This window comes from Enterocloster lavalensis (assembly GCF_046603895.1).
Taxonomy (GTDB): domain Bacteria; phylum Bacillota; class Clostridia; order Lachnospirales; family Lachnospiraceae; genus Enterocloster; species Enterocloster lavalensis.
Genome location: NZ_CP176637.1, coordinates 1,704,491 through 1,718,611 on the forward strand (window position 1 = coordinate 1,704,491; position 14,121 = coordinate 1,718,611).

General features: G+C 57.8%; 12 protein-coding genes. 1 reads left to right on the plus strand and 11 read right to left on the minus strand.

The genetic code is table 11. The features are described from left to right. Nucleotide 1: 1 nt before the first annotated feature. On the minus strand, nucleotides 2-532 hold the full coding sequence (locus ACK2JC_RS07430) for a PaaI family thioesterase (protein WP_320937405.1): 531 nt from the start codon (nucleotides 530-532) through the stop codon (nucleotides 2-4). A gap of 100 nt (nucleotides 533-632) precedes the next feature. Between ACK2JC_RS07430 and ACK2JC_RS07435 the strand changes: the two genes are divergently transcribed. Continuing rightward, entirely contained in the window at nucleotides 633-1,058 is a 426-nt protein-coding gene (locus ACK2JC_RS07435; RefSeq protein WP_107434564.1) for a hypothetical protein, read from the plus strand. On the opposite strand, the gene ACK2JC_RS07440 is transcribed toward ACK2JC_RS07435, so the two are convergent. The 10 genes from ACK2JC_RS07440 to ACK2JC_RS07485 all read right to left on the minus strand — a co-directional run bounded on the left by ACK2JC_RS07440 (nucleotide 1,055) and on the right by ACK2JC_RS07485 (nucleotide 13,985). Continuing rightward, nucleotides 1,055-1,252 (minus strand): hypothetical protein, encoded by a 198-nt coding sequence (locus ACK2JC_RS07440; protein ID WP_107434565.1) that lies wholly within the window; start codon nucleotides 1,250-1,252, stop codon nucleotides 1,055-1,057. The genes ACK2JC_RS07435 and ACK2JC_RS07440 overlap by 4 nt on opposite strands. A gap of 17 nt (nucleotides 1,253-1,269) precedes the next feature. Then, a complete protein-coding gene (locus tag ACK2JC_RS07445) occupies nucleotides 1,270-1,962 on the minus strand; it encodes a hypothetical protein (protein WP_320937404.1) in 693 nt (230 codons plus the stop codon). A 13-nt stretch (nucleotides 1,963-1,975) separates the two neighbouring features. After that, entirely contained in the window at nucleotides 1,976-3,478 is a 1,503-nt protein-coding gene (locus tag ACK2JC_RS07450) for an amino acid adenylation domain-containing protein (RefSeq protein ID WP_320937403.1), read from the minus strand. 82 nt (nucleotides 3,479-3,560) lie between these two features. Continuing rightward, nucleotides 3,561-5,168 (minus strand): acyl CoA:acetate/3-ketoacid CoA transferase, encoded by a 1,608-nt coding sequence (locus ACK2JC_RS07455; protein WP_320937402.1) that lies wholly within the window; start codon nucleotides 5,166-5,168, stop codon nucleotides 3,561-3,563. Nucleotides 5,169-5,197: 29 nt separating this feature from the next. Further along, nucleotides 5,198-7,564, minus strand: coding sequence for an FAD-dependent oxidoreductase (locus tag ACK2JC_RS07460; protein WP_333683310.1), 2,367 nt, complete (start codon nucleotides 7,562-7,564; stop codon nucleotides 5,198-5,200). A 3-nt stretch (nucleotides 7,565-7,567) separates the two neighbouring features. Continuing rightward, nucleotides 7,568-9,931: a xanthine dehydrogenase family protein molybdopterin-binding subunit gene (locus tag ACK2JC_RS07465; RefSeq protein WP_320937400.1), complete on the minus strand. Its 2,364-nt coding sequence runs from the start codon at nucleotides 9,929-9,931 to the stop codon at nucleotides 7,568-7,570. Then, the gene (locus ACK2JC_RS07470; RefSeq protein ID WP_024737293.1) at nucleotides 9,924-10,463 is read right to left on the minus strand and encodes a (2Fe-2S)-binding protein; all 540 of its coding nucleotides are present in this window, start codon (nucleotides 10,461-10,463) and stop codon (nucleotides 9,924-9,926) included. Before ACK2JC_RS07470 ends, ACK2JC_RS07465 begins: the two co-directional genes overlap by 8 nt. Nucleotides 10,464-10,760: 297 nt before the next feature. Further along, a complete protein-coding gene (locus ACK2JC_RS07475; protein WP_107434571.1) occupies nucleotides 10,761-11,462 on the minus strand; it encodes a TetR/AcrR family transcriptional regulator in 702 nt (233 codons plus the stop codon). Between the two features lie 136 nt (nucleotides 11,463-11,598). Then, entirely contained in the window at nucleotides 11,599-13,062 is a 1,464-nt protein-coding gene (locus ACK2JC_RS07480; protein WP_320937399.1) for an SLC13 family permease, read from the minus strand. Nucleotides 13,063-13,154: 92 nt separating this feature from the next. Then, nucleotides 13,155-13,985 carry an MBL fold metallo-hydrolase gene (locus tag ACK2JC_RS07485; RefSeq protein WP_320937398.1) on the minus strand — a complete coding sequence of 277 codons (831 nt, stop codon included), beginning with the start codon at nucleotides 13,983-13,985 and terminating at the stop codon, nucleotides 13,155-13,157. Between the last annotated feature and the right edge of the window lie 136 nt (nucleotides 13,986-14,121).

Genomic DNA, 14,121 nt, shown 5'->3' on the forward strand with positions numbered 1-14,121 from the left:
TTCAAAAACGGACCGTCTCCGGCCCGGACGTCTGGGGGTGCTTCACCCGGCAGGTTTCCGTCTGGTTTAAACCGTTACCCGGACGCAGCGTAATGTAATGGGCCGAAGCCTTCGCCGCTGTCTGCCCGTCCTCCAACAGCAGAAATCCGTCCACATGGATATGCCTTCCTTCCGCCCGCGCCGGCTCCGCCACAATCCGCAGCTCCTGCCCGATGTCCACCGGCCTTAAATATGTCACCTTAATCTCCACCGTCATCGCGATTGTCTCCGAATCCCCGATCCGGGTGGCATGCCACAGGACTTCGTCAAAATAGGTGGCGATTATGCCGCCGTGAACCGTGTCCGGGAATCCCTGATGCGCTGTTTTGGCCCTGCAAAGGCCCACCACATAGCCGTCGCCGGTCACATAGGCCCGCATTCCCACCCCTTCGCTGGCGCCGTCATTGCAGCCAAAACATGTCTCCCGCCAGGGAATCTGCTCCACCACCTTATGTTCTCTTACCTCGTGCTCCATCTCACACCCTCGCTTCATCCTCATCCAGTTTCCGAATTGACAAGTTCCGGTATTTCATCTATAATAGACATAACGCATAGGTCATTTGACCTAATCCAAATAAAGGAGACCTGTCTCAATGGCCATAACATTGACAACACTTGAAACTTACGCTTCCTCCCGGGACTGGCGGCAGATTCCCGGCTCCCTTCAGGCTCTGGGGGAGATCACCGGCCCGGACGGCAGACGTCTGTTATCCATCGCCTTTGCAGCCGAGCGGGATATCATCACCTCCATCGGATACGCGGCGGATGAGACCTGTCCGCCGGCATTTGCCGCCTGCGCTGCCATTCTCTGCAGCCTGGCCCACCAAAAAGCCGTCATGGCCGCCCAGCTTCTGGGACCAGCGGATATCGCCTCCGCCATATCCGACGGACAGTCCTTTGAAGACGACGCCTACTATGCCGCCGTCATCGCTACCCTTGCCCTGAAAAATGCGCTGTCCAGCTACGCCTCCCACCGCGCAGGCGAACTGAAAGCCTGGAAGGCGGGTCAGCCGGATTAGCGTCCGGCTTTCCGCTCTCCCATCATGCCATGGACAATAAACGGCGGCAGATCCGTCCGTTTCACAATCTCGCAGTCCGCCATTCCCATGTCCCGCAGCTTAAGCGCCAGCCGCATTTTGCTGATCGCCGCTTCATATCCGTCCTGCCAGGCTTCTTTTAATTCTTTCGCCTCCACAGTCCCTGTCCGCTCCATACCCACACTCCCGTCCCCTAAAATGGCTTATTGATGGCCGTGTTTGCCACAACCGCGCGGAGGAAATAGTTGTTCAGGTAATCCTCTATCACCGCGTAGTTGGGTTTTTCCCTGGTTTCCCCCACAAACAGATTCCGGCAGTATATGGGCTGCTGCACGAAAATGTTGACGGCGCCGCAGATGGAACATGCCATCATGGCGGACATCTGGGCGTTCTTCACCTCGCTGACCGCCGTGATCAGCTCCCCAAGGACCGAGCCGAACTGCCGATGCAGGACATCCGGCAAAATCCGCTGCAGATGCTGTGGAAGCTGGCTCTCCCCCGCCGCCACCAGAACGTAGCTCCTGTTTTTAGGGTGGAAACACAGATAGATATGGCGGTAAATCAGGCGCTCCAGCTGTTTTAAGCCCTCGTCGCGGCTGCTTCCGTCTGCGCTCAGGTAAGCCCTCGCCCCCTCCGTGGCGGACTCATAGGCCAATGTGACCCGCTCCGCCGCATCCGTCAGGGCGCGCTCGCAAAGCGCCTCCCAGGATTCATACCGGCCCACCGCCTCCGGGTCCGCTCCCCGGCTCAGAATTCCCTCTAACGTCATATTCTGATACCCGTCGTAGGCCAGCGCGTCCAATACAAGGGAAAACAGCCGTTCCTCCCCGGTCTGCATTCCACCGCCGTGGATATTGGTGGGATTTTCATAGTTAAAATTCGGCATACGGTTCCTCCCGTCATCGATAAAGTTGTTCAATCCGTTTGTGGTCGTCCAGCTCCGCCGGAGGGACAAAGGCCCGCCGGTTCACCTTTCCCGACAGCGTGCGCGGAAATTCCCCACAGCGGATCAGGGCTGACGGGATCATGTAATAGGGAAGGTAATCTTTCAGATACACCCGCAGCTTCTCATGGTCGATCTCCCGGTCCGCGATATAATATCCGAACAGCAGGTTGGTCCCGCCGCTGTCTCTGTGCGCCACACAGCACACCTCCCTCATCCCCGGGAACTGGATCATGCACCGCTCGACGCCAGCCAGCTCCACCCTAAAGCCGCGGATCTTCACCATATTGTCCCGCCGTCCCAGATAAACCAGATCCCCGTCCTTCCCGGCCGCCACCATGTCGCCGGTCTTAAACACCCGGTCGTAGGGCGATTCCCCACAAAATGGATTGGGACAGAAACGCTCCCGGTTCAGTTCCGGCATATTCCGGTAGCCCCGGGTCACCTGAGGGCCGGAGATCCACAGCTCCCCGGGTTCATTTTCAGCCACCTGCTCCCCCTCCTCGTCCACAATATAATACCGCAGCGCGGAAACCACCCGGCCGATGGGATACGACTTGCGTTTGTCCCGGACCCGGTAATAGCTGATCAGAGCGCAGGCCTCACTGCTGGCATAGACATTGATCAGGTCATAGGGCCTTCTGTCCAGATTGCGCACGGGTTCGCTGCCGGAGAGCAGGATTCTCAGCGGGCTCTCCTGATCAATGGAGATGTATTTCATCGCCATATGAGGGGGCAGAAAGGTCACTGTGATGCCCTCCTCACGGTAGTAAGCGGCAATCTCCCGGATATTGCGGCGGATTCTGCCGGGGATCAGATACAAAGCCGCGCCGATGGACAACGCCATCGCCATGTCATAGACCGCGGCCACAAACATCAGGTTGGCGAAGCAGCAGTACCGGTCGTCGCTGGTGAAGCCGATCTCCGGGAAATTGGAGATGGAGGCCGCAATATTGGCATGGGAGAGCTGCACTCCCTTGGGTTTTCCGCAGGACCCGCTGGTGTACACAATCACGGCCAGGCGGTCCCTGTCACCCGTTTCCTCCACCACCGCGTCGGACTGCGTTTCCACCGCGCGGCGGATGAAATCTCTGTCCACCTGAATGCTCACCTGACAGTCCAGGAGGCACTCCTGATTGCGGTACGCCGGGCACTCGTCGTCCAGAAACAGGTAGGCGCACCCGATTTTCCAGATGCCGAGAAACGCCACCACCGCCTCCACGCTGCGTCCGGTTCTGACCGCGACGATCTCCCCGGGCCGCGCTCCGGCTTCCTGCAGCGCCCGGGCGGCCTGATTGCTCCTGTGCTCCAGCTCACGGTATGTAAGGCGGCTCTGTTCATCCGCCGCGGCGGTGCATCCCGGCTTCTGTTCCGCCGCCAGCCGGAACAGGCCAATGATTGAATTTGTTTGAAACAGATCAGGACGTCCGGCCAGGACATCCGACCATCGCTCGCTCATGACACTCTCCTTTTTGGTCACAGATCGCCGTTTTTGTGCAGCCCCGCCCACCTGAAAGCAGCGCGGGCAGGGCTGTAAGGCCCTATTCGGCCTTCGATTCAACGGTTTCGCGCAGTCCGATCAACCCCTCCTGGAAAATTCTAGGGTCCATTTCCCGCACGTCGTCCCCGATGATGGGCTTAAACTCCATGTAGGGCAGTATCTGGGTCTCAATGTCGATGCCCGGCGCCACTTCCGTCAGCTTCAATCCCTCCGCCGTCAGACGGAATACGCAGCGGTCCGTGACATAGAGCACATTCTGGTTGATTTCCACCGCATGGGGGCCTGAGAATGTGATCTGGTTGATCTGATTGAGGAATTTCTTCTCCGCGCCCTCCTGGAGGATGACCAGCTTTCCATCCCGAATCTCCGCCTTGTAACCTCCGGCCGTCATGGTTCCGCAGAAGATTACATTCTTCGCGCCCTGGGTCAGATTGATGAATCCGCCCGCCCCGGGCCTTCTCTCCCGCCCCGATTTGTCCGTAAACCGCGACACATTCACCGAGCCGTGGGCATCGCATTCTGCCAGACCCACAAAGGTGGCGTACAAAAAGCCGCTGTCGTACAGGTCAAATATCGTAGGACTGTCCACAAAGGCCAGAGCGTTGGTGGTAGCGCCGAATGAGGTCCTGGCCGCAGGCACGCCGCCGAAGGCGCCGGTCTCCACGGTCAGCACCAGGTCCCCGGCAATCCCCTCCTCGTTGGCCACGGCTGAGATGCCCTCAGGATAACCTAACCCCGTGTTCACCGGGACATGCAGCTTCAGCTCCTGAGCCGCCCGGCGGGCGATGGTTTTCTTCACTCCCAGTGGCAGCGCGGCAGCAGCGGATACCGGATACTTAAACTTGCCTGTGTAGGCGGGATTGTAATACTCGCCCATGGTCATCCGGTGATTTTTCTCAAGGTCCGTACAGACGATGAGCTTGTCGATGAACACACCGGGAACCACTACCTCCTTGGCCGGAAGAGCGCCCTTTTTTACCACATTTTTCACCTGGCACAGCACAATGCCGCCGGATGCCTTTGCCGCCATGGCGATGGCCTGAATGTTGGTCAGTACGGCCTCGTCCTCGCAGGTCAGATTGCCGTCCTCGTCCGCCGTGGTTCCCCGGATCAGAGCCACGTCGATTTTCGGTGTCTTATAGGCCAGGTATTCCTCGCCCATAATGTTCACCACCTCCACCAGTTCCTCGGTGGTGACGGAGTTGGCTTTGCCTCCCTCCAGGCGCGGATCGGCAAATGTGCCGATCCCCACCTTGGAAAGCTCCACGTCCAGGCCCCTGGCCCGGGCTTTGAACATGTGCTCGATCACGCCCTGTGGGAAATTGTAAGACTCCACCTTCAAATTGGCCTGCATCTCCATAATGGAGTGGTTGGAGCCGTTGTGCCCCACGATCACCCGCTTAATCATCCCGTCGTGAGCAAAGTGTTCAAATCCCCGGAACACGCCGCCCACCGGTCCCATATCTCCTACCCCGGAGGCCGACATAATGGTCATTCCCGCCGGGTGTCCGCTCTCCACAAAGCGGCTCTCGATGGCGGCGCATATCTCCTCCGCCAGACAGTTGTGCATATTGCCCGCGCAGGTCAAAAACGCGCCGTCCTTTATCAATGCGGCCGCCTCGGCGGCGGTACAGATTTTCGTAAACATCAATAAACCTCCTTCTTTTCAGTCCAGGTTCAGATCATGGACTCCACCAGGCGGCGCACAAACGTCCTGATCTCATCGATCTTGTAATCGTTGTGTCCGATGGACCGGGCGCCCTTAACGGCCAGCTCCCCGGCCTCCTCCGCCACCCGGGCGGACGGTTCTTTTCCGATCAGGTACTGCTCAACCTCCGGGAGACGAAGCGGTACCGGCGCGACCGCGCCCAGCACCAGGCGGATGTCTCCGATTCTGTTCCCGTCCATTTTATAAGCCCAGGAGAGAGCGGCCATGGCGAAATCAAGGGTGGGACGCATGCGGAATTTCTCATACCCGGTCCTGTAGCCCTCTTTTACAGGAATATCGATCTCCTCGATCATCTCCCCGGGCTCCAGATTGGCATAGGCTTTTAAGTTGGTGCAGAAAAAGTCCGAAGCGGGAATCAGTCTGCCCATGCTGGTTTTGATGTTGGCGTCCAGCGCTACCATCACAGGGGATAAATCGCTGGCATTGACGCTGTAGCAGCCGCAGTTCATGCAGCGCTTCGCCTCCTCAAGACCCTCCCCTGCGGTCAGGGAGGTGCTGTCCTCCCGGTCCAGACAGCGCTCAGCCGCGGATAAGTCGTGGCCGTTGTTAGCTTTCTTTAACTGAGCCGTGGCCGGGTCAAAATGGATCAGGCCCGTCTGGGTGGTCTTGACGGGATTGCCAACCCCCATCTCGTTGTTGATGGCCTCGGCAGCCCGCCGCCCGGAGGCGATGGCCTTGATCACCGTGGTGGGGCCGGTTACGGCGTCGCCGCCCGCGTACACCTTGGGATCACTGGACCTCTGGGTTTCGGATTCCACCGAGATCAGCCCACGGTTGACAGCCAGTTCCAGTTCATTTTCCAGGAAACTCAAATCCACCCGCTGTCCGGTGGCCAACAGGATGCTGTCCGCGTCCACCGTGATCCGCACGTTCTCATCGTAGCTGGGATTAAAACGTCCCGTCTCGTCCCGAAGCGCTGTGCAGGCCTTGAGTTCCATTCCGTTCAGGCTGGAACCGTCGTACAGAGCCTTCACCGGGCCCCATCCGTTGCGGATCTCAATTCCTTCCTCCTCCGCACGGGCGATCTCCTCTGCGGATGCCGGCATCTCTTCGCGCTGTTCCAGGCAGCACAGGGTCACGCGCTTCGCGCCCAGGCGCTTCGCCGTGATGGCTACGTCCATGGAAACGTTTCCGCCGCCCACTACCAGCACATTGTTTCGTTCCTTGGAGTTCACCCATTTATTGACATCGACCAGGAATTGCAGACCAAACTCCGTGAATTCCTCTCCGTCGAATCCCAGCACTGGCCGCTTCCAGGCGCCGGTGGCGATGAATACCTTGTCGTATTCCGCCGTCAACTCGCTGATTTTAACGTTCTCTCCCAGCTTCGCATTGCAGGCAAACTGTACGCCCATCTGTTCCAGAGCCCTGATCACAGTGCGTACATACGTCTTAGGAAGGCGGAAATTGGGAATCGCATACATCAGGCATCCCCCGGCCTCCTCCTGAGCCTCATAAACCTTAACGCTGTGCCCGGCCTGGCGCAGATAGTAGGCCGCGGTCAGTCCCGCCGGTCCGGCTCCCACCAGGGCGATCTTTTTACCGGTCTCCTGCTTCGGAGCGCTGTAAAACTGTTCCAGATGTTCCATAACGTAATCGCCCACCACGCGCTCCACGCTGTGGATGGCGACCGCCTCATCCGTGGAACACCGGTTGCACTTCACCTGGCAGGTGTGGGCGCATACCCGGCTGGTCATCATGGGCAGCGGGTTAGCCTGCATCAGAATGCGGGCCGCTCCCTCCATGTCCCCAGCGCGGTACCGGGCCATATAGGCCGGTATGTCCGTGTTGGCCGGACACTCCGCCGAGCAGGGCGTGATCCCGGCTTTCATTCCCCCGAATATCGAGTGGTAGCGGTTGTCGCCACGGATCGCGTAACACTCGCTCCCGCCCTTTCGCATACAGTCCAGAGTGCCGCCTGCCTGATCCGGGAATCGGTAAAACCAGCAGCGCACATCCTGGCAGAGATTTCCTCCGATGGTGGCCCGGTTGCGGATCAACGGGCTGGCCACGCTGTGGGCTGCCTGGGACACCGCCCGCAGCTTCCCGTCAAAGACTCCGCTCTTCTCGATCGCCGCCAGACGGGTCATGGAGCCGATCTTCACCAGATTGTCTTCCAGTTTGATATAATCCGTATCCGGGATATCCCGCAGCGCCACTATGGTCTCCGGGTATTCCGGGAGCAGTTCTCCCTTCAATACGCCAAGGAGGTCCGTACCTCCGGCCATCACCGCAGCTGTGCCCGGCCTGGCCTCCCGTACTATGTTCCCCGCCTCCTCATATGAGCCGGGAGCCTGATATTTAAAATGCTTCATAGTTTATTTTCCCTCCTTGCTCCTCAGAGCCTTCAGAATCACATCCGGGGTGGCCGGATACTCGTTCACCTCCACGCCGATGGCATTGGAAATGGCCATCAGAACCGCGGATGCGCCGGCGGCTCCTGATATCTCGCCGATGCCCACAGCCTTGAACATGAAGGTATCCAGCTGGCTCTCCTCGATCACGCAGTTGTGTTTCGGCATATCGTTGAAGGTGCGGCACTTGTATTCCAGCATGCTGTTGGTCAGCAGCTTACCCGTACCGTTCACGTCGTAAATGCACTCTTCCATGGTGGCGGTGTCCAGAGACGCGGAACCCACGCCTCCCTGCAGCTGCATGCGGATCATCCGGTTGTCGATGATCTGACCGATATCGGTTCCCTGGGTAAAACGCAGCACCTTTACTTCACCGGTATCCAGGTCCACCTCCACCTCGGTCAAAAACAGGCAGCAGCTGGGAATATCGAACTGCTCCACATGCTCGCCGTATCCAATGACATTTAAATCCTTGGGTCCCAGTTTCTTGATGGGAATGCTCTTCTGGGGATTGTCGCGGACAAACACCTGGAAGTCCTTTGTCTCCAGCTGTTCCGGTGAACAGTGGAAATGCAGAGCGCCCATCTCCAGCACCTTGCGTTTGGCATCCGCGGCCGCCTTGGTAACCGCCTTGCCCACCGTAACCGTACCTCTGGAGCCGCACAGTCCGAAGTTCACCACATTGTTCAGGGAATCCGGCTCCGTAACGTAAACCTTTTCAATGGGCACGTTCATAACCTCGGCGGCGAACTTCGCGGCCGCGGCCCGCTGGCCCATGCCCGACTCCGTGATATCGGTCTGGACAATCAGGGTTGCGCCCCGGCCCTTCACGTCGTGCTGGATGCGGACAAGGCACTGTGTGTTGTCCTCGCACACGTCGGCGTTGCCGATGATTCCGGCGCCCACGCCGTAAGCCTTGCGCCCCTCCACCCTGGTGGGTTTCAGCCATCCGTTCCAGGCTTCGTCCCAGCCGAATTTATCCGCCGCCATCTGCATGGTGGCCGGATAATGGTCGGAGCCGCGGCTCTGCCACACCAGGCCGTCGCGCCAGACGTATTTATCGCCCGGGGACACATAATTCTTTTTGAATATCTCAATGGGGTCTTGGTCCGCCAGCATCATGCAGTGGGACATCACCCGCGCCAGGCAGCTGTTTAACTCCTGTCCGCCGTATCCGCGGACGATGCCTGCAGGGCATTTGTTGGTGACCACCACCTTGCTGTCCAAATCCCAGTTTTTGCATTTTGCCATTACCAGCTGGGCCTCGCCCAGGCCCACGCCGACCTGGCCCTGAACCGCGTCGCACAGCGCGCCCGTGTCCACATACCAGCAGCCCTGGACCGCGTTGAAAATACCGTCCTCGGTCATACCGATCCTGGCCCGGATCTTAGAACCCAGGCGCTGCTCATGAGCCACCAGCTGTTCGTGCTTGCTCATGACCAGCTTCACCGGACGCCCGGTCTTGATCGCCGCGATGGCGCAGCAGAGAATGGTGGAGGACAGCGTCTGTTTATTGCCGTAGGAGCCGCCCACATTGAAGGTTTTCACCCGTAGGTTGGACTTGGGGATGCGTGGACCGTTGAACAGCTTGCAGATAAAGGGCGACTGCGAGGAGGCCCAGATCGTGTAATCCGAAGCTCCTTCCCAGCGCACAATACATCCGGGGGCTTCCGGCGCGTTGGGGGAACACATCTTGTTGAACTCCACCAGGCTGTCCCCGATATAGGCGGATTCCTCAAATCCCTTCTCAACGTCTCCGCCCTCCACCTTCCACCACGGTCCTTCGGGCTGGAAATGGGGCACGCCGGGGTCCACCTCGTTGGTGCCACTCTTAAACTTTCCCGGGAACAGAACCGGGGCGTCCTCCTTCAGCGCATCCATGGCGTCAAATACTGCGGGAAGCACCTCGTACTCCACCTCGATCAGATGGAGGGCTTCCCGGGCGATATCCACGGTATCCGCCGCGCACACCGCCACAGGATCGCCGGCAAAGTAGACCTCCTGATCCATCAGATCCTTGTGGGGCGGCCATCCCAGGGTCCAGCCCTTGGGCATATCCTTGTATGTAATCACCGTGTGGACTCCGGTCAGGGCCAGAGCCTTCTCCGTGTCGATGCGTTTGATTCTGGCGTGGGCATAGGGGCTCCTAAGCACCTGGGCGTAAATCATGCGGGGAACTGAGAAATCGTCCAGAAACAGGCATTTTCCGGTGACAATATCCCGGGCGTCCGCGCGCACACGGTACTTGCCAACATGACGGTAGGGCGCGGGACGGCCATTGACCACCGGCGCTTCAAAGTTGAATTTTCCTCTTTTATAGTCAGTCATTTTCTTCCTCGGCCTCCTTTACGATCTCATACTGGTCGGACTCCACGCCCGCCAGCTTATCCAGGGCTTCCAACACGGTGTAATGGCTGATACAGCGGCAGTAATTGCCCGCCAGAGCCTCCCGGATCTCCTCCCCGGTGGGATGAGGATTTTCCATAAACAGCGCCTTGGCGCTCATGATAATTCCCGGTGTGCAGTAGCCGCACTGGAAGGAATAGCAGCTGATGAATTTCTGCTGGATCGGGTCCAGCTCATGGGTCACTGTGTTTTCAAGACCTTCGATGGTAAGAATATCGCTGCCGTCACACTCCACGGTCAGGATCATGCAACTGGCCACGGCCTTGCCGTCCTTGATCACCGTACAGCAGCCGCAGGCTCCCTCGTCGCAGGATTCCTTGGTCCCCGTCAGCTCAAGCCGCCTGCGCAGGGTTTGAACCAGGGTCTCCGACGGCGGGATCATGCCGAATTTCTCACCGATCAGAAATTCGTAGGGCTGCCCGTTGACCGTCAGGCTGATGGTTTGTTTCTCCATATTCAGTTCCTCCAAACATATTTTTTGGTAACAGACTGTTACATTTTTTGTTTCCTATGTGTCTGCGTGCAATAGACTGGGTCAGTCGTTTGACCTATTTTGTTGAAAAGTAAATGCCTTCCTGAAAACAGAGTGTTATGCGGGAAAGGCATCGATGGGCAAAAGAATTAGGTCGGTCGTTTGATTTAATTGTAGCATACTATATTGAGAATTTTTTGTCAATAGAACGTTTCACTTTTTATATAAATACTATTTTTCCGAACATTTTATTGGCATTTTTTCACAACTCTCACGGTCTTATACGATCTTTTTGTGTGGGTCCACCACCACCGCGGCGGCGATGCTCGTCATAAAATAATCGTGGAGGCACTCCTCCACCCGCCGGGGATCGCTCAAATCCACGCCGAGGGACTCCTCCAGATATTGGTTGAGCAGCGGCTTCTCCGAATAGCTCATAATAGCCGCGTTGACCGCGCGTGAAATGAGCGCAGCCTGGAAGGCGTTTTTCTTGTCGCTGACCGCCAGGATCAGCTCCGCCAGAATCCGTTCGCTCCCCTCAACCGCAGTGCGGGCCATGATTCCTCTGGAGCTCTCCGGGAGTCCGTTCTCATGTTCCGCAATGCCGATGTTGATCCAGCTGGCCCGGCGGTCAAAGGCCCGGCGAATCCGGTCCGTGAGAATCCGGTCCAGGTAGGACCAGGCCTTTTCCCGGTCAACCGGCTCCTCCTCCAGAAACCGGCGGATCTCCCCAGCCAGCTTGGAATAATGCAGCTCCAGCTCCTGGGCTGCCCTGGACATGGCCTCCCGGACCAGATTCTCCTTGTTGCCGAAATGGAAATTGATGGCGGAGAGCGTCACCTTGGCCAGGTTGGCGATCATGCGCGTGGTGGTGGCGTCATAGCCGTACACCGCGATCAATGCCTGGGTGGCTTTGATCAGGCGGTCCGGCGTTGTATCGGTATCTTTAAACTCAATTTCGATAATGTCCATATTTTTCATTTAGGCCGGCCCAAAGCTATGGGCCGGGTTTCCTCCTACTGGTGGATTTTCCCGCTTTTTACGGCTTCTGATCCCCATTATAACATTTTCACCCCACCGATACAAGCCGCCGTTTCCCGCCCTTTTTCCGCCGGAGTCAGTGCAGGAAGCCTAACGCGTACCACAGCGGGATACTGGCGGTACAGCCTACCAGATTGATCGCCATGTAGAGGATGGAAGCCCTGCGCATCTCCGGGAAGGTCACGTATTTTCCGCCCGCCACCCCCAGAGTCGCCATGGCGAAGGGATTCATATACGGCACGGTCCAGCACATGGAGCTCATGAACTCCGTGAAAATAATCACATAGAGGTTCATGCCCGCCGCGTGCATGAGCCCGCCAAAAATCGCCATCACCACCACCAAAGCTGTGTTCTGCTCGATGATGAGGAAACGCAGCAGGTAGGTGAAAATGCAGATGAAGGGCACAAAGATCCAGGGGCTGGCCACCAGGGGCGCCAAAATCGGTCCTAAAACGCCTGCGATGGCATCGCTCCAGCCAAGAGTAGACATGTAATTGGCCATGCCCAGCAGGCTTCCAATGAACACCACCAGGGACCAGGGAATCTTTGTATTGAAATCCGAGGGCGCCAGCAGCCCGGTGGCACACATCACGCAGATTGCCGCCCAGCCGATCATGGCCGTGTCCATGCCGTGAAAGCTGGAGGTAGACCACAACAGCAGCGCGATGACCAGGACCGCCGCGGCAATCTTCTCATCGCGTCTCATGGCTCCCATCTCCTTTAAACGGTCTTTAAAGAATGTCTTGGAAAACTCCACCTTCTCAGCCGGACGGCAGAGAACCGCGCAGAACAGGAAGGTGCCGGCGAGGAGTACCACAAACCAGACACTTGCGGCCACCAGCCAGCTGACAAAATTAAAGGACGCTCCTTCTACCCCAAGGGCCGCCGCGTAGGAGGTGATAAAGCCGCAGATCACGGAGACATAGACCGAGCCGGTGAGAAATGCGTTGCCGCCCAGATAAGCCGGCAGGTAACAGGCTGTGAACAGCCCCAGCGCGCCCTTGCTGCGGGGTTTTATGCCCATCTCTTCCGTGGTGGACGTGGCAAACGGAATGAGAATATTGACCTTTGCGTTGACCGACGGGATCAGAGGGCTGAGCACGGTGCCGGTACACATCATCGCCACCACCGCCCCGGTATAGGTGGGCGGGAATACAGACAGAATGGCGATGGCAATCCGGTTCAACAGACCGCTCTTGCCGATTCCCGCGGAGAGCGCAAACACCATAATCACCAGCCAGACCGTGGAACCGCTGAACGCGCCAAAAAGACCGGGCATGGTAAATACCGGCTCTGTCATAATTCCCACCTTACGGAACACCGCGTCAGTCAGGATCATCAGGGACGAAGCCCCCAGAACCACCACCCAGTCGGCCAAAGCCCCTGTGAGGAGCAGGACGATCACCGCCAGAAACACACCTGCATACACAAAGGACGCCGCTGAGAGGACAGAGTCCTCCCCAAGCTTCATTGAACAGGCCAGAACGTAGAACACAACTACCAAAACAGATGCAAAAATAAGACCATTTCGTTTTTTCAAAATAGCTACACCCCTTTATTTAGTTTTAGTTCAAACGACCGACCTATTCTATTTAGAGATTAACACAGTTTGATTCATCCGTCAATCAGAAATCAATCTGATGAAGAAAACGCCGGAGGCTGTTCCAGTGCAAGCCCCACCCCCACTTCCTCCACGTCCATCCGTTTCATCATCTCCGCCTTGGCTTTCAGGGAAACGCAGTGGCAGGGATACATGTGGGATGCGGCGAGGCCGCTCAGATAGTCGATGGTCCGCTCCAGCCGCCCGTCGGTTTTAAACAGGTGGAAGCCGCCGATGATTCCGGCGATTTTTTCGGTGTGAAACACCTTTTTCGCCTGCTCCACGATGTTGCAGATTCCGCTGTGGGAGCAGCCAGTGATGATGAAAATCCCTTCCCCGGTGCGGACCGCCATGGCCGTGTCGTCCAGCAGAAAGTCGTCCACTCTCCGGCCGTCCACGTCCATTTCCCCCAGCTTCCGCCGGGTCTCAAAGTCGTTGGACTCCGGGATCTCCCCGAGAAAACAGCAGTTTTCCGTGATCCAGTACGGTTCGCGGGTCAGGGTGCAGGAGAATTTTCCCATAACCTGCGCAGTGTCAAAGGGCGCGCCGATGTAGCCCTCATGGGCCCATTTGGGCGCGAAGCAGAGCGAGTGGGCGATGAGACGGGTTTGGGAAAGGTCGAAACGCTCCGCCAGGGCTTTCAGCCCGCCGGTGTGGTCGTTGTGCCCGTGGGACAGGACGATGTGGGTGATCGCTCCCAGGTCTATCCCCATGTCCTGTGCGTTTTTGATGAAAATGTCTGAGTAGCCTGTGTCGAAGAGAATCTTCGCCGGGCCGTCCTCTATGTAGTAGCTGGCTCCCGGCTCGCCCAGATAGTAGCAGTCTATAAACGTGTTGTTGTCCACAAGAACTTGTAATTTCATATGCGTTATCCCCCCTGTTGATCGGTTAATGCACCGCGCCCTGAAGGGACGCGGGTGGCTGTGATCGGTCTATTATAGCATCTGGAAGGGGAGGACGCAACGGAAACAGGCTGTCCGCATATCGCCCGGCACCAGC

Excerpts from the sequence above, each read along its gene's own strand:
- ACK2JC_RS07430 (WP_320937405.1), bottom strand. The coding sequence starts at position 532 with ATGAAGCGAGGGTGTGAGATGGAGCACGAGGTAAGAGAACATAAGGTG.
- ACK2JC_RS07435 (WP_107434564.1), top strand. The coding sequence starts at position 633 with ATGGCCATAACATTGACAACACTTGAAACTTACGCTTCCTCCCGGGAC.
- ACK2JC_RS07440 (WP_107434565.1), bottom strand. The coding sequence starts at position 1,252 with ATGGAGCGGACAGGGACTGTGGAGGCGAAAGAATTAAAAGAAGCCTGG.
- ACK2JC_RS07445 (WP_320937404.1), bottom strand. The coding sequence starts at position 1,962 with ATGCCGAATTTTAACTATGAAAATCCCACCAATATCCACGGCGGTGGA.
- ACK2JC_RS07450 (WP_320937403.1), bottom strand. The coding sequence starts at position 3,478 with ATGAGCGAGCGATGGTCGGATGTCCTGGCCGGACGTCCTGATCTGTTT.
- ACK2JC_RS07455 (WP_320937402.1), bottom strand. The coding sequence starts at position 5,168 with ATGTTTACGAAAATCTGTACCGCCGCCGAGGCGGCCGCATTGATAAAG.
- ACK2JC_RS07460 (WP_333683310.1), bottom strand. The coding sequence starts at position 7,564 with ATGAAGCATTTTAAATATCAGGCTCCCGGCTCATATGAGGAGGCGGGG.
- ACK2JC_RS07465 (WP_320937400.1), bottom strand. The coding sequence starts at position 9,931 with ATGACTGACTATAAAAGAGGAAAATTCAACTTTGAAGCGCCGGTGGTC.
- ACK2JC_RS07470 (WP_024737293.1), bottom strand. The coding sequence starts at position 10,463 with ATGGAGAAACAAACCATCAGCCTGACGGTCAACGGGCAGCCCTACGAA.
- ACK2JC_RS07475 (WP_107434571.1), bottom strand. The coding sequence starts at position 11,462 with ATGAAAAATATGGACATTATCGAAATTGAGTTTAAAGATACCGATACA.
- ACK2JC_RS07485 (WP_320937398.1), bottom strand. The coding sequence starts at position 13,985 with ATGAAATTACAAGTTCTTGTGGACAACAACACGTTTATAGACTGCTAC.